Origin of the sequence: Pseudomonas triticicola (assembly GCF_019145375.1) — a bacterium.
Taxonomy (GTDB): Bacteria; Pseudomonadota; Gammaproteobacteria; order Pseudomonadales; family Pseudomonadaceae; genus Aquipseudomonas; species Aquipseudomonas triticicola.
The window spans coordinates 2,674,143-2,697,467 of record NZ_JAHSTX010000001.1 but is presented as its reverse complement, the minus strand read 5'-3'; the positions used below and the strand labels follow the sequence as shown (position 1 = coordinate 2,697,467).

The 23,325-nt window shown below is 59.2% G+C and carries 19 protein-coding genes and 4 tRNA genes; 12 read left to right on the top strand and 11 right to left on the bottom strand.

The window, feature by feature from the left end; all coding sequences use genetic code 11:
• Window positions 1-110 precede the first annotated feature (110 nt).
• The 3 genes from sugE to rdgC form a co-directional block, all read right to left on the bottom strand.
• Window positions 111-425 (bottom strand): quaternary ammonium compound efflux SMR transporter SugE, encoded by a 315-nt coding sequence (sugE, locus tag KVG85_RS11950; protein WP_041479526.1) that lies wholly within the window; start codon window positions 423-425, stop codon window positions 111-113.
• A gap of 120 nt (window positions 426-545) precedes the next feature.
• Entirely contained in the window at window positions 546-1,511 is a 966-nt protein-coding gene (locus KVG85_RS11945; RefSeq protein WP_041479525.1) for a bile acid:sodium symporter family protein, read from the bottom strand.
• 141 nt (window positions 1,512-1,652) lie between these two features.
• Complete coding sequence (rdgC, locus tag KVG85_RS11940; RefSeq protein WP_024012190.1) at window positions 1,653-2,573, bottom strand: recombination-associated protein RdgC; 921 nt, start codon at window positions 2,571-2,573, stop codon at window positions 1,653-1,655.
• Window positions 2,574-2,732: 159 nt separating this feature from the next.
• Here rdgC and KVG85_RS11935 point away from each other — a divergent pair.
• The 4 genes from KVG85_RS11935 (at window position 2,733) to KVG85_RS11920 (ending at window position 3,266) form a co-directional block, all read left to right on the top strand.
• Window positions 2,733-2,808 (top strand) — tRNA-Val (locus tag KVG85_RS11935).
• Window positions 2,809-2,827: 19 nt separating this feature from the next.
• Window positions 2,828-2,904 (top strand) — tRNA-Asp (locus tag KVG85_RS11930).
• A 190-nt stretch (window positions 2,905-3,094) separates the two neighbouring features.
• Window positions 3,095-3,170 (top strand) — tRNA-Val (locus KVG85_RS11925).
• Between the two features lie 19 nt (window positions 3,171-3,189).
• Window positions 3,190-3,266: transfer RNA gene (locus KVG85_RS11920), tRNA-Asp, on the top strand.
• Between the two features lie 89 nt (window positions 3,267-3,355).
• On the opposite strand, the gene KVG85_RS11915 is transcribed toward KVG85_RS11920, so the two are convergent.
• Together KVG85_RS11915 and KVG85_RS11910 are read right to left on the bottom strand one after the other, a co-directional pair.
• The gene (locus KVG85_RS11915; protein WP_122691583.1) at window positions 3,356-4,525 is read right to left on the bottom strand and encodes a catalase family protein; all 1,170 of its coding nucleotides are present in this window, start codon (window positions 4,523-4,525) and stop codon (window positions 3,356-3,358) included.
• Window positions 4,522-6,333, bottom strand: a complete 1,812-nt coding sequence (locus tag KVG85_RS11910; protein ID WP_217863954.1) for a di-heme-cytochrome C peroxidase — start codon at window positions 6,331-6,333, stop codon at window positions 4,522-4,524. The genes KVG85_RS11915 and KVG85_RS11910 overlap by 4 nt, the downstream gene beginning before the upstream one ends.
• A 269-nt stretch (window positions 6,334-6,602) precedes the next feature.
• On the opposite strand from KVG85_RS11910, the gene bamJ reads away from it, so the two are divergent.
• The 7 genes from bamJ to KVG85_RS11875 all read left to right on the top strand — a co-directional run bounded on the left by bamJ (window position 6,603) and on the right by KVG85_RS11875 (window position 14,725).
• A complete protein-coding gene (bamJ, locus tag KVG85_RS11905) occupies window positions 6,603-7,319 on the top strand; it encodes a BamJ family beta-barrel-assembly machinery protein (protein WP_016773732.1) in 717 nt (238 codons plus the stop codon).
• 292 nt (window positions 7,320-7,611) lie between these two features.
• The gene (locus KVG85_RS11900; RefSeq protein WP_016773733.1) at window positions 7,612-8,067 is read left to right on the top strand and encodes a YkvA family protein; all 456 of its coding nucleotides are present in this window, start codon (window positions 7,612-7,614) and stop codon (window positions 8,065-8,067) included.
• Window positions 8,068-8,179: 112 nt separating this feature from the next.
• Complete coding sequence (locus KVG85_RS11895; protein ID WP_016773735.1) at window positions 8,180-8,521, top strand: helix-turn-helix domain-containing protein; 342 nt, start codon at window positions 8,180-8,182, stop codon at window positions 8,519-8,521.
• Window positions 8,518-8,889, top strand: coding sequence for a hypothetical protein (locus tag KVG85_RS11890; protein WP_003223109.1), 372 nt, complete (start codon window positions 8,518-8,520; stop codon window positions 8,887-8,889). The genes KVG85_RS11895 and KVG85_RS11890 overlap by 4 nt, the downstream gene beginning before the upstream one ends.
• Window positions 8,890-9,297 (top strand): SEL1-like repeat protein, encoded by a 408-nt coding sequence (locus KVG85_RS11885; protein ID WP_217863953.1) that lies wholly within the window; start codon window positions 8,890-8,892, stop codon window positions 9,295-9,297.
• A gap of 239 nt (window positions 9,298-9,536) precedes the next feature.
• Window positions 9,537-14,300: an RHS repeat-associated core domain-containing protein gene (locus KVG85_RS11880; RefSeq protein ID WP_217863952.1), complete on the top strand. Its 4,764-nt coding sequence runs from the start codon at window positions 9,537-9,539 to the stop codon at window positions 14,298-14,300.
• A 14-nt stretch (window positions 14,301-14,314) separates the two neighbouring features.
• On the top strand, window positions 14,315-14,725 hold the full coding sequence (locus tag KVG85_RS11875; protein ID WP_309475210.1) for a hypothetical protein: 411 nt from the start codon (window positions 14,315-14,317) through the stop codon (window positions 14,723-14,725).
• A 37-nt stretch (window positions 14,726-14,762) separates the two neighbouring features.
• Here the strand turns inward: KVG85_RS11875 and KVG85_RS11870 are convergent, their stop codons facing one another.
• Window positions 14,763-16,550, bottom strand: coding sequence for a bifunctional diguanylate cyclase/phosphodiesterase (locus tag KVG85_RS11870; RefSeq protein ID WP_122699033.1), 1,788 nt, complete (start codon window positions 16,548-16,550; stop codon window positions 14,763-14,765).
• A 118-nt stretch (window positions 16,551-16,668) separates the two neighbouring features.
• The gene (locus tag KVG85_RS11865; RefSeq protein ID WP_163018905.1) at window positions 16,669-18,753 is read right to left on the bottom strand and encodes a carboxy terminal-processing peptidase; all 2,085 of its coding nucleotides are present in this window, start codon (window positions 18,751-18,753) and stop codon (window positions 16,669-16,671) included.
• 138 nt (window positions 18,754-18,891) lie between these two features.
• Between KVG85_RS11865 and KVG85_RS11860 the strand changes: the two genes are divergently transcribed.
• The gene (locus KVG85_RS11860; protein WP_217863951.1) at window positions 18,892-19,854 is read left to right on the top strand and encodes a zinc-binding dehydrogenase; all 963 of its coding nucleotides are present in this window, start codon (window positions 18,892-18,894) and stop codon (window positions 19,852-19,854) included.
• A 91-nt stretch (window positions 19,855-19,945) separates the two neighbouring features.
• On the opposite strand, the gene KVG85_RS11855 is transcribed toward KVG85_RS11860, so the two are convergent.
• The 4 genes from KVG85_RS11855 to KVG85_RS11840 all read right to left on the bottom strand — a co-directional run bounded on the left by KVG85_RS11855 (window position 19,946) and on the right by KVG85_RS11840 (window position 23,320).
• Window positions 19,946-20,599 (bottom strand): HAD family hydrolase, encoded by a 654-nt coding sequence (locus KVG85_RS11855; protein ID WP_217863950.1) that lies wholly within the window; start codon window positions 20,597-20,599, stop codon window positions 19,946-19,948.
• A 111-nt stretch (window positions 20,600-20,710) separates the two neighbouring features.
• Window positions 20,711-21,700: an ABC transporter ATP-binding protein gene (locus KVG85_RS11850; protein ID WP_016773741.1), complete on the bottom strand. Its 990-nt coding sequence runs from the start codon at window positions 21,698-21,700 to the stop codon at window positions 20,711-20,713.
• Window positions 21,697-22,497 carry an ABC transporter permease gene (locus tag KVG85_RS11845; RefSeq protein ID WP_016773742.1) on the bottom strand — a complete coding sequence of 267 codons (801 nt, stop codon included), beginning with the start codon at window positions 22,495-22,497 and terminating at the stop codon, window positions 21,697-21,699. The genes KVG85_RS11850 and KVG85_RS11845 overlap by 4 nt, the downstream gene beginning before the upstream one ends.
• Complete coding sequence (locus tag KVG85_RS11840) at window positions 22,484-23,320, bottom strand: ABC transporter permease (protein WP_161984092.1); 837 nt, start codon at window positions 23,318-23,320, stop codon at window positions 22,484-22,486. The genes KVG85_RS11845 and KVG85_RS11840 overlap by 14 nt, the downstream gene beginning before the upstream one ends.
• Window positions 23,321-23,325: the final 5 nt, after the last annotated feature.

Sequence of the window (23,325 nt, the reverse complement as noted above, 5' to 3'; positions counted from 1 at the left end):
TGTATCAAAAGGCCCCTTCGCGAGCAGGCTCGCTCCCACAGTTGACCCTGTTCCAATGACGGAACGCGGTTGGATGTGGGAGCGAGCCTGCTCGCGAAGACGGTATCGGCTTAAGCGCTGACTTTAAGGCCAATCAAACCCGTGACGATCAACGCCACACTGGCCAGCCGAATCAACGCCATCGATTCACCAAACAGAATGATCCCGGCGATCACCGTGCCCACGGCACCGACGCCGGTCCAGATCGCATAAGCCGTACCCAACGGCAATTCCTTCATCGCCAAGCCCAATAGACCCAGACTGATAGCCATCGCGGCAACGGTCAGGGCGGTCGGAAGCGGGCGGGTGAAACCGTCGGTGTATTTCAGGCCAACGGCCCAGCCGACTTCGAACAGGCCGGCGCAAAACAGAATGATCCAGGACATGCAGGACCTCCATCGATTGACGGGGTCGTCCCCAGATTAATGACTCGATCGAGCCGCAGGGTCGTCCCCGCGTTGCGCAATATACTGACGAGCATTAACCCGGGGATCAAGTTTTCAGCCTCAATCGGCAGCCCGTTGCGCGAGGTTGTCGCGGTCTTCTTTTTCGCTCATGCGCCTGAAGTACGTCGACAGCAGTGCTCCGGAAATATTGTGCCAAACGCTGAACAGCGCGCTCGGCACCGCCGCCAGTGGCGAGAAGTGCGCACTGGCCAATGCCGCGCCCAAGCCCGAATTCTGCATGCCGACTTCCAGTGCCAGCGACTTGCGCTGAGCCAGCGGCAGGCCGAACAGGCGCCCGGTGAAGTAACCGAGCAGATAACCGAAGCTGTTATGCAGCATGACCACGGCCATGATCAGCAGGCCGGACTCGGCGATTTTCGCCTGACTCGCCGCCACCACGGCGGTGACAATAATCACGATGCTGACCACCGACACCAGCGGCAACACATCCACCGCATGCCGCACCTTGTCACCGAGCAGGCGCTGCGCGACCACGCCGAGGACGATCGGCAACAGCACCACTTGCAGGATCGACCAGAACAGCTCCATGAACGATACCGGCAACCACGCCGAGGCCAGCAGCCAGATCAGTGCCGGGGTCAGCAGCGGAGCGAGGAGGGTAGTGACCGCAGCAATGGCCACTGAAAGCGCCAGATCACCGCGTGCCAGCCAGGTCATCACGTTCGAAGAGGTGCCGCTCGGGCAGCAGCCGACCAGAATCACCCCGACGGCGATTTCCGGCGGCAGGTGAAACACCTGGCAGAGCAACCACGCCACACCGGGCATGATCACGAAATGCGCAACCACGCCCAGCGCCACCCGCCACGGATGGCGAGCGACGGCAGCGAAGTCGTCGAGTTTGAGGGTCAGGCCCATGCCGAACATCACCAGACCCAGCAGCGGTACGATCGCGCTTTTCAGGCCGATGAACCACGCCGGTTGCAGGAAGGCCACGACGGCGAATATCAGAACCCAGTAAGCGAAGGTATTGCCGACAAAGCGGCTGAGTGCAGCCAGTGCGCGCATGGCTTGATCCTTATTTGGTTACACCACAAAACATTGTGGGAGCGAGCCTGCTCGCGAATGCGGTGAGCCAGACACATTAATGTTGCTGGCACACCGCATCCGCGAGCAGGCTCGCTCCCACAGGTTAAATACTCGACAGAGTCAGATCCCCTGCGGCATCTCTTCCCCACCCAACGCTTCAACCAGTGCGGGCAGGAAGTCGCCGAAGGTCAGCATCATCAGGGTGAAACTGGCATCCAGTTGGCCCAGGGCTTCGTCGCCACCGTCCTGTTCCGCCTGATCCTGCAACAGATCTTCGAACTTCAGACGCTTGACGGTCATCTTGTCGTCGAGCATGAACGACAGTTTGTCCTGCCAGGCCAGCGACAGCTGAGTGACGACTTTGCCGGTGCTCAGGTGCAGCTGGATTTCTTCGCTGGTCAGGTCCTGACGCTTGCAACGGACGATGCCGCCGTCTTCGTGGGTGTCGCGCAGTTCGCACTCGTCCAGCACATAGAAATCGTCGGCGGCTTTCTGCGTGGTGACCCACTCGGTCATCACCGCAGTCGGTGCCATTTTCACGGTGAGCGGACGCACGGGCAGGGTGCCGATCACTTCGCGCAGGGTCGACAGCAGGTCTTCAGCACGTTTCGGGCTGGCCGAGTTGACCAGGATCAGGCCCTGTTTCGGCGCGATCGCGGCGAAGGTCGACGAACGACGAATGAACGCGCGCGGCAGAAACGCCTGAATGATTTCATCCTTGATCTGGTCGCGTTCCTTCTTATAGACCTTGCGCATCTGCTCGGCTTCGATCTCCTCGACCTTTTCCTTGACCGCGTCACGCACGACGCTGCCCGGCAGAATACGTTCTTCCTTGCGCGCAGAGATCAGCAGGAAATCGCCGCTGACGTGTACCAGCGGCGCATCTTCGCCCTTGCCGAACGGTGCGACGAAACCGTAAGTGGTCAGCTCCTGGCTTGCACACGGCCGCGCCAGTTTGGTCGCCAGTGCAGTTTCCAGCGCCTCGGCGTCGACAGGCAGGTCTTGGGTCAGGCGATAGATCAGCAGGTTCTTGAACCACATGGGGCGAGTCACTCCTTTATACAAAGGGGGGCATTATTGTCTTCGCCGGGGCATAGGCCAACCCTTCTCTAAGCCTTTGGAAGGCCTCGGAAAATTATTTAAAAAAGTGCTTGCCAGAGGTTGGGGTGCTCCGTAGAATGCGCGCCACACCGAAGCGAAGGGTGATTAGCTCAGCTGGGAGAGCGTCTGCCTTACAAGCAGAATGTCGGCGGTTCGATCCCGTCATCACCCACCATTCGTTTCAAGTGTTTAGCGCAGCGGTAGTTCAGTCGGTTAGAATACCGGCCTGTCACGCCGGGGGTCGCGGGTTCGAGTCCCGTCCGCTGCGCCATATTCGGTAACCTGGACCACTGAACGCCAGGTCACCACGGAAAAACCCGCTGAAGCGGGTTTTTTTCTGTCTCAAGGTTGTACCCGCGGGATGTATCGTTTCACCGGTTTTCAGATTTTTTTGAAAAATATTCAATTAAATCAACACTTTACGAAAACATGTGGCATAATACGCCCCGTAACGAAGCGAAGGGTGATTAGCTCAGCTGGGAGAGCGTCTGCCTTACAAGCAGAATGTCGGCGGTTCGATCCCGTCATCACCCACCATTCGTTTCAAGCGTTTCGCGCAGCGGTAGTTCAGTCGGTTAGAATACCGGCCTGTCACGCCGGGGGTCGCGGGTTCGAGTCCCGTCCGCTGCGCCATATTCGGTATCTGGAACTGAACGCCAGACACCACAAAAAGCCCGCCTTGTGCGGGCTTTTTGCTGTCTGCGATTTATAGAATCGCCGCGCTACTGCGCCGCATTGCGGGCATGCCGATAATCGCTCACCGCCTCGTACACTGCCTTGCGCAAGCGATTGATCCCGCCAATCGGCCGATGCGCCTCGATGCCGAACCACGGATTGAACGACAGGTTGTCGCATTGCAGATTCAGCGCCGGCGTGTCGAAGTCCTGCGCGGGCAGTGTGATCCGCGCCACCGTTTCAAACGGTGCATCCTGCTCACGCCACTCAATGCTCGTGTCCTCGATCGGCATGTACTTGTTCGCGTCCTGGCGCTGGATCTGCAGGGCAAAACACGCCGGCACCCGATCCGTCGACAACTGCTGATTCAGTGCGCTGCGCAGGAAATTCGGCAAGTCGTGATTTTGTTTGGGCAGCGTATACGCCGGGCAACGCTCGGGATCCGGCACGACGCGGAATTTCGCATTGGCCTCACCGAACTTGTAGGGCGATACCGAGAAATATGTGGTCTCGGTCGGACTGTCCGGCGGCGCTGACAGCGTAGCCAGCGCGATGAATAGATGACGGACCTGCCAGGTGCGCGGATCCCATGTCGGAAAAAACGCCATGACCTTCTTGCCGTCAGCCTGCGCCGCCACATTCTGACGATACTCTGCGACATTGCTGACAAAGAAATTCGGATGGCTGAACATCACGAAATCCTGTTCATGCTGGTCCTGGCGGTTGCCGAGCAGTTGCGTGCCAGGAACCTCAAGCAACTTGATCGCCATTCCGCGCGCGTCGCGAATGCTGTCGAATTGCGGATAGGCATTGCCGTTGGACAACCGGATCAGCGCCTGCCAGGTCTTGCCCGACTCGCTGAACACACCCTGTCGCAGCGATTGCGCCAGTTCCGGTAACACCTGCACTTGCGCCTTCACGCAGCCATGCGCCTTGGCGTGAGCATCGCGCAGATAACGCGTGGGTTCGCGGTGCTGGTCGACGATGCGCACTGCGGTTTGGATGACGTCCTGGGTCATCGCCGCTTCGCCTGCTGGAATCTGTTCCTGCGCGGACACCGGCCCGCGATGCTGCCAGGCAAACCATGCGGTGGCGATGGCCCAGCCGAGCAGGGCGATGACCAGCAGGATCAGCAGCGTCTTGCCAAGCAAACGCCCCAACCACAGCCAGAAGCGAGCCAGTGGCGGCAGTTCTTTTTTGAATGTCGGCATGATCATGGCAACTGCGCCTCCAGTGGTCCGCCCAGTACTTTCAGGTATTCGAGCAGCGCCCAGCGCTCCTCGGGTTGCAGGAGTCGGCCGATCACCCCGTTGCCGCGAGCGCCGGCGCGGAATTCGTGGCCGCTGTTGTGGTTGCCGCTGATGCGCGTGTCGAACAGAAAACCGTTGGTGAAAGGCTCGGTGCGATAGCCGAGGTGGCGCGGATCGTATTCGAGCGTGCCTTTATAGAAAGTAGTGGCGCGCTCATCCTGCGGTGACAGCAACTGATAGATGCTCGGCACCGAACCGTTGTGCAGAAACGGCGCAGTCGCCCACACGCCAGCCAGCGGTCGGGCCTTGTAAGCGACTTTCTCGCGCACGCCGATCGGCAGGCCGAAACCATCCATGCGCGGTTTTTCTTCCGGCGTGATCTGCGCGTCGCGATAGGCACGGTTTTCCACGAATGCGGTGACGTAAGCCAGGCCCTTGGCCACCGACAATTGGCTCAGATCAAGCGGCTCCTTGGGTTCGGGGTGCAGTTTGACGTCCATTTTTTCCAGCTCTTTGACATCCCATTGCAGTGCGCTCAGGTCGAAACGGTGACTGGCAATGTTGTTGGCCGCATTCGGATCGGTGCCGATCACCTCCACGGGAAGCATGTGCAAGTGCTGCACCCAGCGTTTGCCTTCCTGCGATTGGCGCGGGACATGGCAGCCGGCGCAGTTTTCCGCGAACAGCGCGCGGCCTCTGGCGGCCAGCGGCTTGTCGATCGCACCGAACAGATCTTCCGGCCAGGTTGGCGGCTTCAGCTGCTGCAAGGTTTCTTCGATGGCGTGCAGATCGCGCACGCGCACGCTGGAGGGGTAGCGCTCAGCGCCTTGCAGCGGCTGGCCATTGGCGTCGAAGAAATTCAGCGTGGCACCGACGCCGAGCGCCTCGCCGATGTTGCGCGCCATTGGCTGTTGAGCCGAGCCGTTCCACTGCACCCAGTCGAACGTCCACATGTCCCACAGCTGCGGGTAATCCACCGGGGCATCGGCCACGCGGTAGTTGGCAGGGGAAATCGCATCGCCAAACGTCGCGTTGGCAATTCGTCCAAACGCGTCGGTACGCCCCGGGCCTTCCTCGGTCGGGTACAGGCCGCGATGGGTGTCGTTCCACGCCACTTTGACGAAGGTGTTCAGCGAGGTCTTGAACTCCTTGCGCAATTGTTCGCGGCGCGCTTCGTAATCATCTCCGAGCACCTGGCGGGCGAAGCGCTCGAACTTCCATGGGTTGTAGTAAGTCGAGGCGAGACTGGCGACCAGGGCCTGTCCGAAACTGCCACCGCGCAAAGTAGGAACGCTGGAAGGCAACACGTGCTGTGCGGTGCCGCCATCGATACGCACGGCTTGGCCTTTGAAGCGCAACTCGCCGGTGTGGCAAGCGGCGCAGGTGATGTCCAGATAATGCTCGGAGGCGTTGCCGGGATTCTGGTGCCGGGCAAAACCGACGGGGAGGTTGCCGGGGTTGTTCGGGCTAGATTTCTGCTGCGGGTCGACCAGGAAGCCGAAACGGGCGAGATATTCAGGGGAGGCGAAGCGCTGCTCGGAGAAGGGCAATTCCAATGCCTGGAACCACTCGTAACGCAGGCCTTTGACTTGCGTACCTTGGGGCGTGAAGTAGTAGGTCTGCCGTTGCTCTTCGCTCCATTGATCCAGGTAACGTACCTGTTGCGGCGGGATGTAGAAGGGCAATTTCGGATTGGCGACGTAATAGACGATCACCGCGAGGGCGATTACCGCCAGCACGATCAGCAGAGCGAGAATGCGGGATAAGAGGCGCAAGTTGAACATCCTTGTCGAATTGTTGCGCTGTTATGCCTGAGCGCCGCTGGCTGGGCAAGTGGCCATTACGCCAGATACTGAGTCAGGAGCCGACGAGCCTTGTCGTCCGTGAATGACAGAAGCTTCATCCAGCCGTTGCCCAAATGCGTTTTAATCCCTGAACTTATCGGAAGATTCCTGCTCTCATGCCGGTAGCCATTGGTCGTGGCGGCCTGATAAGCTCGCGGCTTTACTCGATTGCCCATTCGGCGCATGAACAAGGAAATAGCATGAAACAGCATCGGTTGGCGGCGGCGGTAGCCCTGGTTAGCCTGGTACTCGCGGGTTGTGACTCGCAGACCAGCGTAGAGCTGAAAACCCCGGCGCAAAAAGCTTCCTACGGCATCGGCCTGAACATGGGCAAAAGCCTTGCCCAGGAAGGCATGGATGATCTGGACTCCAAAGCGGTAGCCCAGGGCATCGAAGATGCCGTTGGCAAGAAAGAACAGAAGCTGAAAGATGAAGAACTGGTCGAAGCCTTCGCCTCGCTGCAAAAGCGCGCCGAAGAGCGTATGGCCAAGATGAGTGAAGAGTCGGCAGCCGCCGGCAAGAAATTCCTCGAAGAAAACGGCAAGAAGGCCGGTGTCACCACCACCGCTTCGGGCCTGCAGTACGAAGTAGTGAAGAAAGCCGATGGCCCACAGCCTAAGCCGACCGACGTCGTCACTGTTCACTACACCGGCAAGCTGACCAACGGCACCGTGTTCGACAGCTCCGTCGAGCGCGGCAGCCCGATCGATCTGCCAGTCAGTGGCGTGATCCCGGGTTGGGTTGAAGGTCTGCAACTGATGCACGTTGGCGAGAAGTACAAACTGTACATCCCTAGCGATCTGGCTTACGGCGCTCAGTCGCCAAGCCCGGCAATCCCGGCCAACTCGGTTCTGGTTTTCGACCTGGAACTGTTGGCCATCAAGGATCCGGCCAAAGAAGACGCCGCTGCCAAGTAACACGCAACGGCTCGAAAACAACGCCTCGCTTATGCGGGGCGTTGTTGCATCTGCAGGTCAGGGAAGGTAAACAGAGCGAACTGACGGCGATCAGCACAGTCATAGCTTTGAGGCTGCCCGCGCTAGACGCCCTGAGCTGCCAAGTCAATGAAATATTGGGCTTTTTTATGTGAGTAAAAAACGCCCGATCTGAGCGCAGCCCTTATGAAACGGGGCTCTCAGCGCTGAAATGCAGCTCTGTTCACAAGGTTATCCACAATTTGTGTGGATAACATTTCAACGGGAAGAATAGATGAAAGCTCCGTGGAATTTCGCTCGATTCCTGCCGTTGGCCGGTCGCCTGCTGGCCCGTGGACGCCTGCCGACCCTGTTGTTTGCCGTGGCCAGCAAAGGCGCCGCGCAAGGCAATCGCTTGGGCAAACTCAAGGATGATCTGCGCTTGCTGCAGTCGTTATGCCTGGCCTACTGGCGTGGCGAGTATCGCGCGATCAGTGCCAAGTCGCTGATTTCGGTGGTGGCGGGCCTGATGTATTTCCTCAGCCCGGTCGATGCCATTCCGGATTTCATTCCCATGTTCGGCATGCTCGATGACATCGCTGTCCTCGCCTGGCTGATGAAAACCCTCGATGACGAGCTCAACGCCTTTCGCCTGTGGCGCAAACGCCAGCAGCCCGAAAAGCTGGCGGTGGTTGAACGCCTCCCTGATACCCCTGAACAATTGCAGCTGCAAGGCCCGAAAAAACCCTGACTGACCAAGTCTGCCTACAGATAGATACCCCTCGCGACCTTAGCCGCTGTTAGGATTACACTTCTAGGGAAAAGTGCCGACTCGCTAAGTGGTGTTGTCCTACGGGGTAGTCATGGATATTCAGATAATTGCACGCGATGGCGAACCCGAATACGCGGTTCTGCCGTGGGCTCAATATCAGGCTTTACTGAAAGCAGCAGGGATCAACGCAACACCGGCGCCGCAGCCAGCAGCGCCGCTCGCCACCTCGCCGGAGCCGATTCTTCCGGGTCTGGATCAATTACGCAGTTTGCGCGAAGGGAAGGGCATCGCCATCGAGGCGCTGGCCCGCACGGTAGGCATCAGCCCGTCTTACCTGGCCATGATCGAAAGTGGTGAGCGTCAGCCCGACGCCGCGATTCGCCGCAGCCTGGCCTGGGAACTGACGGTGCCGGGTTGGAGGGATGAATCGTGAGCGTACGCATCAGCCGTCAACATTGGGACGGATTGCTGGGGGAATTGGACCAGGCGCGCCGTCAGCGCCATCTTCTGACCTATCGAGCCTTGCTTGAGCGTTTGCAGCTGCCGACGCCGGCCATGCAGACATTGACGGCTGCGCTGGAGCATCTGGCCGCACTGGATGCCAAAGCCGAGCAGCCGTTGCGCAGTTCGCTGGTCATCAGTCAGGGCGCCAGTCGTTTGCCGCGTACCGGGTTCTTTGAATGTGTCGAGCGTCTGGGACGTTTTTCCGGGCCTTCGGATGGCGTTGCGGCGGCGTCCTGGCATGCGTCGGAAGTGGTGCGGGTCTTCGAATACGAATACCCGGAATCGGCGGAAGCCTGAGTGTTTCTGCGGCTCAACGCGCGGGCCGGTTACTGGCTGGCCCGCCGGCTGTTTCATTGGTCGTGGTTCGTTCGCCAGCCGCGTGGCTGGCGCTGGCTTGAAGGCCAGTTTGCGCGCATGGCCAACCTCGGCGATGTCGATGCTCAAAGCTTTTATGGGCACATTCTGACTTTTCGCGGCGTCGGGCTAGGCGCGCGTGAAGAAGGCGTGCGTCTGCTGCGTCTGGCGGCGTTGGCCGGCGACGGTAAAGCCGCTTATCAAGTCGGCGTGATCAGCCTCGCGGGTACGCCGAGCAAGGCGCCGGATCCCGCTGAGGCCGCTCGTTGGTGGAGCATGGCCGCCAAGACCGGCCACCCGTTGGCCGAGCTGAAGCTGCAACAGCTGAAGGCTGGTGATTCAAAGCAGTAATTCCATGTATGTCTTCTAAGTAAACGCGGCGTGAGGTTTTCCTCACGCCGCGTTTACGTTTTTGCCTGCACGTTTTTCGCTTGATGCTGGATTGCAGATTAGTCCTACATCCTTTGCCTACTCGCCTGACTTCTTTCCTCTTTGATCCCCCGCACAGTTCCCGCGACTAATTTCTTGCGCGAGGGACCGCTCATGCTTCAGCCCGTTTTTCAGTCCACCTTGTTTGCTCGCGTGTGTTGATGGAAGCCATCGCGCGCATCGAGCAGGAACTCGACAGCTTTCCGCAAACGCTCAGCCTCTACCGCAAACAGCTCGATCACTGGCTCAGTCGCAGAGTGGACCAGATCAGCGAGGCAGTAGACCTGCCATCGCTTGTGGGTATGGAGCGCATCATCCGCTTCGGCGATAGCAGTACGTCGGTCAGCAGCAGCGACGACGAATTTTCCTCCAGCGTCGTCCAGTGCCCGCACGGCGGGCTGATGCAAATCGAGAGCAAGTTCGAATCGGTCTACGACATCCCGCTGGGCAACATTTCCGTCGATGTGGTCGACGTGGATAGCGGCAAAACCGCGCCGGTCACCCTTGATCAGCAGGGCAAGGGCGAGTTCAGAGGCGACGAGGGCAAGTTCTACCGCGTTCTGGTCCACAGCGCTGTCACCTCCAGTCAAGTCGACGAGCTGTTCAAATCCTACGACGGTTTGACCGGCGAACTTGAGCGCTGGCTGCGTAGCGAGTGGCAAGGTTTCAAGCCGCAGTGGTCACAGTCGGTGGCGATCGCAGCCAGCAACGGCATGCTCGCCGGCAGTTGGGCGGCCATCGAGGGGGTATGGGACAGCCTCGGTCTGCTCTCGGAAATTCTCCAGGATCCCGGCAAGTTTGCCGAGCGTTTGGGCAGTGGCGCGGCTGAGCTGATCGAGCTGGCGCAGACCGCTCCGGATCTCATGGAAAAGCTGCAGTTGCTGGTCAGTGACGAAGCGGCGATGTGCTTGCTGCTACGGTCGGCGAGTCTGTGGCTGGACATGCTGCCGCCCAGCGAGGTTGCCGGCAAGTCTGCTGAAGTGGCGTCGATGATGATCGTGCAACTGATCATCGATGTCTTGATCAGCGTGGTGCTGACGTTTGTCGGAGCGGGGGCGGGGATCGCTTATCTGACGCTGCGTCTGGCTGACCGCGCAACGCAGCTGTTCAACGTCGCCAAGCGTCTGGTCAAGGCGCTGTTCAGCATCGTCAACGCCTTTATTGAATACGTCGACCGCTACAAAGCCGTTGCCGCGCGGGGCATCGCCGCCGGGGTGAAAAAGGGCCGGATGCAATTGCGCTGGGATGCCAAGCGCAACGCCATGTTGAAGAAAGACGAGCCACACGACGACGCGCCCGACCAAGCAAAGAACCCCAACGGCGATGCCGCCGACTGCGTGCCCAATACCTGCAAAAACGGCTGCCCGGTGTCGATGGTCACCGGCGAAGAACTGCTGACCCTGACCGACGCGGTGCTCGATGGCGTGCTGCCCTTCGAATTCACCCGCTTGTACCGCAGCAGCGCGGTCGAGATCGATATCGGCCTGGGGTTCGGCTGGAGCCACACGCTCGCGCATCGGCTGGCCTTCGACGGCGATGGCGTGATCTGGATCGACCACGAAAACCGCCGCACCCGTTTTCCCCTGCCCAATGTCGCGCGCCCAGCGATTCACAACAGCCTGTCGCGGGCGGCGATCTTTCTTGGCGACGAGCCGGAAGAACTGATTCTGGCCCTGGCCGGGGAAACCGCGCGGTTCTATCACTTTCGCGCCGGCCGGCTGACGGCGATCAGCGATGTCTACGGTAATCGTCTGACCCTGCAACGCGATCGCTCCGACCGCATTCAGCGTCTGGACAACGGCGCCGGGCGCGCGCTGCTGTTGCGGTATGACCGCGCGCAACTGGTGGCGGTCGATTATCAGGTGTTTGTTCAGGGCGAGTGGATCACCGAGCAAAATCTTGCCACCTACAGCTTCGATGCCCGGCAACGCCTGCTGGTGGCGACCAACGCGGTCGGCGACAGCGAGCGCTACGACTACGACGATCACCACGTCATCCTCCAGCGCCAGCTGACTGGCGGTGCGAGCTTCTTCTGGGAGTGGCAGCGCGAGGGCAAAGCGGCGCGCTGCGTGCGCCACTGGGCGTCGTTCTCGCAGATGAACACCCGTTACGTCTGGAACGATGACGACGCCAGCGTGACCGTGCATTACGTCGACGGTACCGAAGAAGTCTACGTCCACGACGAGCGCGCGCGGCTGGTGCGCCAGGTTGCGGCCGATGGCGGCGAGCAGCTCAAGGCCTATGACCAGCAGGGTCGTTTGATCGCCGAGCAGGATGCGTTGGGCGCGGTCACTGAATACCGCTACGACGAACTTGGACGGCTGATCGCGCTGATTCCGCCGGACGATGCACCAACGTCCTACGAGTACCGCAACGGTTTTCTCTACAAGCGTTGCCGTGGTGATGCGGTGTGGATCTACCGGCGCAACGCTGAAGGCGCCGTCACCGAAGCGGTCGATCCCGACGGCCAGGTCACCCATTACTACTACAACCTGCGCGGCCAATTGCTGTCGCTGCGCTATCCGGACAGCAGCCGCCATCGCTGGGTGTGGAACGAGCTCGGTCAGCTCATCGAAGAAACCCTGCCCGATGGTGGCGCACGGCGCTTTTCCTACGATGCGCTGGGACGGCGGATTACCACCCAGGACGAATTTGGTGTCGTCAGTCGTCAGCAGTGGGACGCGGCCGGCCGACTGATCCTGACGACTTCTCCTACGGGCAGCACGCGCGCCTACAGCTACGGCGCCTACGGCCAGATCACCGCCGAACGCGATGAACTGGGGCGCATCACCCGCTATGAATATGACGATGATTTGCACCTGGTCTCGCGGCGGATCAACCCCGACGGCACCCGCGTGCAGTACCGCTACGACCATGCGCGGCTGTTGCTGACCGAGATCGAAAACGAGTCAGGGGAAAAATACTGCCTGGATTACACGCCGACCGGATTGATCCGACAGGAAACCGGGTTTGATGGGCGGCGTACGGCTTACGTCTACGACCTCAACGGGCACCTGCTGGAGAAGACCGAGTTTGGTGATTTCGGCCCCAGTCTGGTCACCCACTACGAGCGCGATAAGGCCGGGCGTTTGCTGGTCAAAACCCTGCCCGATGGCGCCAAGATCCGCTACGACTACGACCGCCTCGGTCGGTTGGTTGCCGTTGATGACGGGCAGAACCATCCGCTGGCCTTCGAGTATGACCGTCAGAACCGGCTGATCACCGAGCATCAGGGCTGGGGCACCTTGCGCTACGCCTATGACGCCTGCGGTCAGCTCAAACGCCTGCGTCTGCCGGACAACAGCAAGCTCGATTATCACTACGCCAAGGGCGGTGCGCTGAGCGCCATCGACCTCAACGGCACGCCGCTCACGCGCCACGTCTACCACTGCGGTCGTGAACAGCAACGCCAGCAAGGTCTGCTGCTCAGCGAATATGCCTACGACGATCAGGGCCGTTTGCTCGCCCACGCTGTAGGCCATCGCCACGCTTCGCTGTACCGCCGCGATTATGCCTACAGCGCCAACGGCAATCTCGAGCACATCGCCGACAGCCGCCACGGCCAGCGCACCTACGGCTACGACGCCCTCGACCGATTGATTCGCGTCCGCCACTCGCGCGACGAACTGCCCGAATCCTTCGCCCACGACCCGGCGGGCAACCTACTGATGCAGGACCGCCCCGGCCCTGCGCAGATCAAGGGCAATCGCCTGCTGATGCAAGGCGACCGCCATTACGACTACGACGCCTTCGGCAACCTGATCCGCGAACGCCGAGGCCACGGCCAGACCCTGGTCACTGAATACCGCTACGACTGCCAGCACCGCCTGATCGGCCTGACCCGCCCCGACGGCCAGACCGCCACGTATCACTACGACGCCTTCGGCCGGCGCATCCGCAAAACCGTCGACAGCGCCGTCACCGAATTCTTCTGGCAAGGCGAACACCTCGTCGCCGAAAGCAGCACCACGCAATACCGCAGCTTCCTCTACGAACCCGGCACCTTCCGCCCACTCGCGATGCTGGATGGCAAAGGCCCGAAAAAAGCCTGCCCGTTCTACTACCAACTCGACCACCTCGGCACCCCGCAGGAACTGACCGACTACAGCGGCGAAATCGTCTGGTCCGCGCAATACGACGCCTACGGCAAAGTCGCCGCCGTCACCTTGGCCGGCGAAGACTATCTGGATCAACCGCTGCGCTTTCAGGGGCAGTATTTCGATGTTGAAAGTGGGCTGCATTACAACCGGCATCGGTATTACGACCCGAGGCTTGGGCGGTATCTGACCCCGGACCCGGTGAAGCTCGCGGGCGGGTTGAATCAGTACCAGTACGTGCCGAATCCGACGGGGTGGGTGGATCCGTTGGGGTTGACGTCGAACTGCCCGCCGCCGAAAACTAATAGGCCCGAGAGGTGCCAAGCACCGACTCTAGCTAACAGGCCGAATGTAAATCAAGGGTTACCGACCGTTCCGGATGTTGGCAAAGATGGACCGCAAAATGAAGCTGAAGCTAAGCGCCGGGTATTAGCTTGGAACAGACAATACAGAATGCACTCAGTAGAAAAACATGGCCCAGAGATCGATGATTCAGCTTTAAAGCAAAGATCAATAGACGGCTCACATCCAACAAAAAAAGGCGTTAGAGGCCCAGTGGGCCCGAGTTCGCAATTCAGTAGTTGGATGATGCAATTTAGAGCGTTGCATTTCGCTTTATCCAGAATGCATAAAAAAATACCTGAGCCGACAGGATATGATGCAGACGGAAACCCTATTGTTAGGATGAAACTGCCAGGAGCGGGTCGTGGGTACAAGCCCAATGAAAGAAATCCAAGTAATCCTCGTTACGTAGAAAGCTTGGATGGGGCGGAAGTAAAATTTGATAAACGAGATGTTAAGCGGCCGTTTACTGGCTTTCCGAGATAGGTGGAATTATGTTGATGCAGCCATTCACAAACTTTCCATATGAGCCAAAACTCTCTCATGTTTTGGGTGGAATATCGATCTACGATCGAGAAGAAACGCTTGGTGAGGCGTTGTGGATTTACAATCCTAATAGTTATGAAGACCAAAAAAAAATAATTAATGACTTCATTATTCCCGATTTTGATTATTTAACCTATCGCCATAGGTTTGTGATTTTTAAACTTCTTGAAAGCCATTTGCATGATGCTGATTTTGATTTTTCTAAAGAATTTGAGAGCGACTATGAAGATCCCAGAACACTGGCATGGGATGAGACGGAAATAATGGATGCTCGTGGTTTTTTTGAACATGTATTCGAGATCGCGAGTGAGTCGTGGAAGGATGATCTGGTTCGGGCGAGCCTTGAGGATCAGAGTCAATGGTGACGTTGAGTTGTCTCGTCGTTTCGTAAATTTGAACAGATTAACATTGCTCCACTAACTGCAGTTGTTGATCGCCCAAGGCGAAACTATCAATCAGGTGCACACTAAACCCCACAACCCCCTTCGCATGATGCTTAGCCTGCGAAGCCATCTCCGCAAGTTGGCTGGCATCAAGCGCTGCACAAGCCTCAGGTCGCAAATGCACTACCCCAATCGATAACGACAACAACGCAAACTCCTGCCGCACACCCTGGCGATTCGGCGCAATAAAACATCCCGCCTCAAGGTGTTCAGGCCGATAGAAGCGGCGGCATTGGCTTTGGAAGTCGTCGAGCAGTTGGTTGAGGCGTTTGCGCCAGTCTTCGGGGCCGAGGACGAGGAGGAAGTCGTCGCCGCCGATGTGGCCGACAAAGTCGCGGGTGGGGTCGATGCGTTCGTTGAGGCATTGCGCGAGGCAGAGCAGGACTTCGTCGCCACGGCCGTAGCCGTAGATGTCGTTGAAGGGTTTGAAGCTGTCGATGTCGACGTAGCAGATAATCGACTCGCGGGCCTGTTGCAGCAGGCGCGTGAGGCATTGCTGGATCGGTACGTTGCCCGGTAGCAGGGTGAGGGGATTTGCGTAGCGTGCCTGCTGGATTTTCAGTTCGGTGATCAGTTTCAGCACGTCGATCACCCGGCCGAGGCCGAGGTAACTGCCGTTGAGGGTGATGATGAAGTCTTCTTCGATGCGCTGGCGGGCGCGGCTGGTGATCAGGCGGCTGACTTGCTGCAGCGACTGGCTGATTTCCACGGCGAGGAAATCATCGTTCATCAGGCGGCTGATCGGTTTGCGTGCAAACAAGTCCGTGGCAAACGGTTTGAGCAGTGCGTCCGACAGCGAGTGGCGATGGACGATGCCGCAGGGCTGGCCTTGTTCGTCGAGCACGGCGAGCGAATTGAGGTTGGCCTGGCGGCGGAAGGCTTCCAGTACCGTCGCGGTGGGCGTATCGCGTTGCACGGCGGGCTGGTCGTTGAGCAGGGCGCTGAGGTCGCTGCCTTCGTCATTCAGCGCGACAGCGCTGCTATCGTGTTTGGGCATCAAGGCGCGAGCGTCGCGGGACGGATGTTCCTGAGGGCGGCCGAGCAGGTAGCCCTGCACCAGGTCGACGCCCATTTCAGTCAGCACCGCGAGTTCTTCCGGCAACTCGATCCCCTCGGCAATCACCTGCGCGCGCGAGGCTTTGGCGATTTGCAGAATCGAACCGACAAACTCTCTTTTCAATGCATCCTGATGAATGCCATCAATGAAATGCCGGTCGATCTTCACGTAATCCGGACGCAATTCCGACCACAGGCGCAGGCTCGAATACCCTGCACCCAAGTCGTCCAGCGCAATGGAAAAACCCATCGCCCGATAGTGATGCAGAGCGGTTTGCAGCAACTGAAAGTCATCGATCGGGGTCTGCTCGGTGAGCTCGATGACCACCTGGCTCGGCGCAATGCCCAAGTCCTGCAGCAGTTGCAACGTTCGTCCGGGTTGGTGCGCGGCTTCGAGCAAGGATTCTGGAGACACGTTAAGGAACAGCTTGCCCGGCAGTTGCTGCTCATTGAACCGGCGGCAGGCGCTTTGTCGGCAGGCGATTTCCAGTTCACTCAATCGTCCAGCCTGCCGCGCGACGGCGAACAGGGCAATCGGCGAGTGAAGAGGGCTGTTGGACGGGCCACGGGTCAGGGCTTCGTAACCGAGAATGCGGCGTTCGGAAAGACAGATGATCGGCTGGAACAGGCTGTGTAAACCGCTTTGAGTCAGGATCGAGCTCAACGCGCTCAGCTGTTCGGTCGTGGTCATGGCAGTCTCTGGCGATAAAAAAAGGACCGGGAGCGCTTGCTCCCGGTCCTTTATTGCACGACAGAATGATGACTGTTTGATGACGATCCGGGGATCGTCAGCACTAAATTGCCATCACTTACTTCTTGGCCACTTGATTGCTCAGTTTCAGGTAATCCAGCAGCACGCGCCCGGTTTCGCTCAGGTAGGCATCGTCTTCCGGTTTGACCTTGTCCGGCTCGGCAGCGGCCAGTGCGTCTTCGTCTTCTTTCTTCAGCTCTTTGAGCGGTTCTTCGCCTTTGGCCTTGCGACGGATGTTCTCCATCGCCAGCTGCTTGGCGTCGATGTCGGCGTGCTGGGCACGACGATCGGCTTCGTTGAGGCTGACGGTTTTTTCTTCCATCAGTTTCTGCGCCAGGGCCAGCTTGTCGCGGATGAACACGAACTCGGCATCCTTGTTGGTGCGCGCGTCATGTTCGGACTTCAGCTGGGCGAGGAACGGCTTGAACGGATCGGCCGCTGGTTTGATCGCCGCGCGGATGGTGTCCCACGGCATGGCTTCCGGCAGGGCGCTTTCACCGATTTCCTTGGTGTCGATCAGCGACGGGTAGTCGATGTCCGGCAGTACGCCCTGATGCTGGGTGCTCTGCCCGGAGACACGGTAGAACTTGGCCAGGGTCAGTTTCAGTTCGCCATGGTTCAGCGGCTGAATAGTCTGCACGGTGCCTTTGCCGAAGGTCTGACCACCGATGATCAGCGCGCGGTGGTAGTCCTGCATGGCGCCGGCGAAGATTTCCGAGGCCGAGGCGGACAGGCGGTTGACCAGCAGCGCCATCGGGCCTTTGTAGAACGCGCCCGGGTTTTCGTCCTCGAGGACGTCGACACGGCCATCGGCATTACGCACCAGCACGGTCGGACCTTTGTCGATAAACAGGCTGGTCAGTTCGGTGGCCTCCTGCAGGGAGCCGCCGCCGTTGTTGCGCAGGTCGATGACCACACCGTCGACTTTTTCCTTTTGCAGCTCGGTCAGCAGCTTCTTGACGTCGCGGGTGGTGCTCTTGTAATCCGGGTCACCGGCACGGAAGGCCTTGAAGTCGAGGTAGAAGGCCGGGATCTCGATCACGCCGAGTTTGTAGTCCTTGCCGTCCTGTTTCAGGCTGAGAATCGACTTCTTCACGGCCTGGTCTTCGAGCTTCACCGCTTCACGGGTGATCGGCACGATCTTGGTGGTCTGGTCGTTCGGCGCATTGCTCGCCGGGATCACTTCCAGGCGCACCACGGTGCCTTTCGGACCGCGAATCAGTTTGACCACTTCGTCCAGGCGCCAGCCGACCACGTCGACCATCTCTTTATTGCCCTGGGCAACGCCGATGATCTTGTCGGCCGGAGCGACTTGCTTGGTCTTGTCCGCCGGGCCTGCGGGCACCAGACGCACGACTTTCACTTGATCGTTGTCGCTCTGCAACACGGCGCCAATGCCCTCGAGGGACAGGCTCATGTTGATGTCGAAGTTTTCCGCGTTATCCGGCGACAGATAGTTGGTGTGCGGGTCGTAGGACATGGCGAAGGTGTTGATGTACGCCTGGAAGATGTCCTCGGCACGGGTCTGGTCCAGACGCGCCAACTGATTCTTGTAGCGCTTGGTCAGGGTTTCCTGGATCTGCTTCGGGTCTTTGCCGGCGATCTTCTGGCGCAGCACTTCGTCCTTGACGCGTTTGCGCCACAGGTCGTCCAGTTCCGCGGTGGACTTGAGCCAAGGCGCGTCCTTGCGATCGATCAGCAAGGTCTCCTTGGTGTTGAAGTCCATCTTGTCGACGCCTTTGTTCAGCTCGGCAAGGGCGAAGTCCAGACGCGCCTTGACGCGGTCCAGGTAGCGCTTGTAGATGGTGAACCCGGCGTTGAGGTCGCCGCTTTTGAGGAAGTCGTCGAACTGCGTCTTCCACTTGTCGAATTCGGCGATATCGCTGGCCATGAAATAGCTGCGCGACGGGTCGAGCAGCTTGATGTAGCTGTCGTAGATGATCACCGAGCGCGCATCGTCGAGCGGCGGCTTGCTGTAGTGGTGACGCTTGAGCAACTCGACGACGTTCAGGCTGGCGATGACTTCATCGCGATCAGGCTGCAACTTGTCCCAGCTGTTGGCTGCGAATGTGGTGCCCGACACCGGCAACAGACCGATACCGATGAAAAGAGCGAGGGCGGTGCTGGGGAGCAGATGCTTCATGCTGATTCGACGCGGGGACAATTGATAACGCATATTAGGCCGTCTTTGAAGTCGCCGGTTCTTTGAGAGCCGGTCGCATAATGCAAAAAGCCCGGCGCTACAGCTTCGGGCTCAGTCCAGACTCACTATGGAGGCAGTGTGAAGGCATTGCAAGGCGTTGAAGGTCAAGTGGCATGGGTTGAAGAGCCGAGTCCTACCTGCGATGTAGGACAAGTCCGCATCCGGGTGGCGGCAGCCGGCCTCAATCGCGCCGATTTATTACAGAAGGCAGGACTTTATCCGCCGCCCCCCGGTGCCAGCCACGTGCTCGGTCTTGAGTGCTCCGGGGTGATCAGCGAAGTCGGTGCGGGCTCGTCCTGGCAGGTCGGCGATCGGGTTTGCGCCTTGCTGGCCGGGGGCGGCATGGCCGAAGAGGTGGTCGTCGACGGACGGCACGTGCTGCCGGTGCCCGAAGGTGTTTCGCTGATCGAGGCGGCGGCATTGCCCGAGGTGTACGCCACCGTTTGGCTGAATGTGTTTCAACTTGCAGCGTTGAAGCCCGGTGAGAAAATTCTCCTGCACGCCGGCGCAAGTGGAATCGGTTCAGCCGCCATTCAGCTGTGCAAAGCCTTCGGTAACCCGTGCTGGGTCAGCGTCGGTTCCGCCGAGCGCCTGGCTTACTGCGAAGCGCTGGGTGCGCAGGGCGGCGTGGTGCGCACCGATGATCTGGAGAGCCTGCGCGACTTCGGGCCGTTCGACGTGATTCTCGATCCGGTGGGCGGCAATTATTCAGCATTGAACCTCAAGCTGGTGGCGCTGGACGGGCGTTGGGTGCTGATCGGTTTGATGGGCGGGCGCGAGGCGAAACTGGATCTGGCGCAGGTGTTGGCCAAGCGTGTGCAACTGCTCGGTTCGACGTTGCGCAGCCGTGACGATCAGTTCAAGGCCGATCTGCTCAGTGATCTGGGCCAGCATGTCTGGCCGCTGTTTGCCGAGGGCCGCTTGCGTCCGCAATTGGCCAAAGCGTTTGCGGTGAAGGATGCCGAAGCAGCGTTTGCCGAACTGGCGAGCAATACGGTGGCGGGCAAGTTGGTGTTGGTGATCGATGAGGGCTTGAGCTGACAGCAAGGTCAAAAGATCGCAGCCTTCGGCAGCTCCTACAGAGGCACGCATTCCAAAAGTAGGAGCTGCCGAAGGCTGCGATCTTTTGCTTTTATTTCCAGAGGTGGATCGGCCAGCGGGCCTTTTCTGCGTGCTCAAGCAGCACCGGATCCGGATTGACCACGTGGGGGAAGTCCACCTTAAGCAACAACGGCAGATCGTTGCGCGAATCGGAATAAAAACTCGCGCCTTCGAGGTTTTCTTCTTCGGCGTCCAGCCATTCCAGCAAACGGGTGATTTTGCCTTCGCGGTAAGTCAGGGTGCCGACGGTTTTACCGCTGTATGCGCCGTGGGCTACTTCCAGTTCGATGGCGAGAACCTCATCAATACCTAATCGTTCGGCGATCGGCTTGACCAGATGGATACCCGACGCCGAGATCACCAGAATCCGGTCACCGGCCTTGCGGTGGGCGGCGATGGTTTTGGTCGCGTCGCTGAAGATGATCGGCTCGATGAAATCTTCCACCCACGGGCCAACCAAGTGCTCGATTTCCTCAGGGGTGCGGCCTATCAATGGTTCGAGACTGAAAGCCATATAGTCTTCCATCGCCAGATGTCCGCGGCCGTAGGCATCCATCAGTTCCTTGTCGCGCTGCATGAACGACTCGCCATCGACCCAGCCGAGGCGGACCATCTGCTCACTCCATAGCGAGGAGCAGTCGCCGTGGATCAACGTTTCGTCCAGATCAAAAATTGCCAAAGCCATCGGTTCTCTCCGAGAACAGCTGCAAGCTACAAGCCTCAAGCTGCAAGAATTAAAATCAGGTGGACCGCAGTCTACAACTTGAAGCTTGTAGCTCGAAGCTTGCAGCTGCTTTTATGCTACTTCGCACAAGGCCGTCGGATCGATGGAAAGTGCCAGGCGTTGTCCGTCCGGATGCAGATCGGCGGCGGAGCGGTTGAGTACGTCGACCACCAGTTCCACCCCGCGCGCTTCGACGCGATAGCGAATGACGTTGCCGAGCAGGCTGTGACTGCGGATCTGCGCATCGAGTTCGCCGTCGAGGCTCAGTTCGATGGCTTCCGGGCGGATGGCGATGCGGTGGTTGATCGGCCGTTGCAACAGCTTTGAGGCGGCATCGGCGTCGAGCAGGTTGTAGTTGCCGATGAAGCCGGCGGCAAAGACATCAACCGGCGCGGTGTAGAGGGTTTCGGCGTCGCCGCTCTGGACGATCTTTCCCTGATTCATCAGGAAAATCCGGTCCGACATGGTCAGCGCTTCTTCCTGATCGTGTGTCACGAAGATCGTGGTCAGGCCGAGTTCGCGCTGGATCTGACGAATCTGTTCGCGCAGGTGTTTGCGAATCCGTGCGTCGAGCGCCGACAGCGGCTCATCCAGCAGCAACAAGCGCGGGCGGGTTACCAGTGAGCGGGCGAGGGCGACGCGCTGGCATTGACCACCGGACAGTTGATGCGGATAGCGGCTGGCGAAGTCGTGCAGTTCAACCAGTTTCAACACTTCTGCCACGCGCTTGTGGCTGTCATCGGCGTTGACCTTTTGCATGCGCAGGCCGAAGGCGACGTTCTGTTCGACGGTCATATTTGGAAATAGCGCATAGCTTTGAAAGACCATACCGATGCCACGTTTCTGTGGGCTCAACGGCACGATGTCGACGCCATCGAGCAAAATCTTGCCGCCATCCACCGGGGTCAACCCGGCGATGCAACGCAGCAAAGTCGACTTGCCGCACCCGGACGGGCCGAGCAGGGTGACGAACTCGCCTTTGTTGATTTCGCAATCGATGTCGCTGAACACCGTGGTGCCGGCATAACTTTTCTGCAGGTGTTGGACGCTGACGTAGCTCATTCGCTTTTGTCCTTGTTCAAGATGTTGGCGATCCAGGTCAGGACCAGCACGAAAAAAAAATACGAAATGACCAGCGCACTGGTGAAGTGGCCGCTGCTGTTACGCATGTTGTTCAGGTACACCTGCAGGGTTTCGTAGCGCGTGCCGACGAGGATGTTGGCGAACACGAATTCACCGAAGAGGAACGAGAACGACAGTAGCAGCGCCACCATCAGGCCTTTGCGCAGATTCGGCAGCACCACCAGAAACGCCGCCTGAAAGGTGCTGGCGCCGAGCAGTTGCGCGGCGTCCATCAGGTCTCGCAGGTTGATCGCTTGCAGATTATTGGTGATTGCCCGGTACATGAACGGCAGGGCCACGGTGAAGTAGCAACCGATCAGAATCCACGGCGTGCCGACCATCGCCATCGGCCCGGAACCATACAACTGCAACAGACCCACCGAGGACACCACCGGCGGCACCGCGAAGGGCAGCAGGATGAGGATGTTCATCAGCGCATCGAGTTTCGGAAAGTAGTAATGCACGACGAACAGCAACGGCAGGATCAGCACCACCGATAACACCAGCGCGCCGACGCAGACGATCAGCGACTGACCGAATGCATGCAGAAAGCGCGGATCGCTCCACAGCTGGATGTACCACTTGAAGGTGAAACCGCTGGGCAGAATCGTTGCCGACCAACTGCTGGCGATCGAATAGACCAGCGTGCCCAGCAGCGGCAACAGCAGAATGGCGAACAGCAGATAAACCACGACGCGGTGGTAGAGGCCGGCCGGCCCGGATTCAGCGCGAGACATGGTAGCTCCTCTTCAACAGCAGTTGATGCACGACAGTGACGATGGTCATCAGCGCCACGAGCACCACGGCCAGGGCGCTGGCCAGGTTCGGGTCAAGGGAAATGTCGCCGGAGACCATCGCCGCAATACGGATCGGCAGAACATTGAAGTTGCCGGTGGTCAGCGCATAAACCGTGGCGTAGGCGCCGAGGGCGTTGGCCAGCAGGATCACGAACGTGCCGAGCAACGCAGGGGTCAATACCGGCAGGCCGATGTGCCGCCAGAACTGCCAGCCGTTGGCGCCGAGCAATGCGGCGGACTCGCGCCAGTCTTCACGCAGAGCGTCGAAAGCCGGGTAGAGCAGCAACACGCCGAGCGGGATCTGGAAGTAGGTGTAGAGGATGATCAGGCCGGTTTTCGAATACAGATTGAAGTCCTGAATGATCCCCGACTGCTTGAGCATGATGGTGATGCTGCCGTTGAAACCGAGCAGGATGATGAAGGCGAACGCCAGCGGCACGCCGGCGAAATTGCTGGTCATGTTGGCGAAGGCATTCACGAAGTTGCGCAGCTTCGAATCCACTCGACGCAACGAGTACGCACCGAGCACGGCGATGATGATGCCGAATACGCTCGACCAGAAACTGATCTCCAGGCTGTACTGGATCGCCTGCCGATAGAACTTCGAACCGAAGATCTTGCTGAAGTTGGCCAGGCCCCAGCCGGACTCTTCCGATTGCAGGCTGTTGATCATCACCCAGACCAGCGGGGCGATTTCGAAGACGATAAAGAACAGCGCGAAGGGCACCAGACACAGCGCCGCGAGCCATTTGCCGCGATTCATGGCAT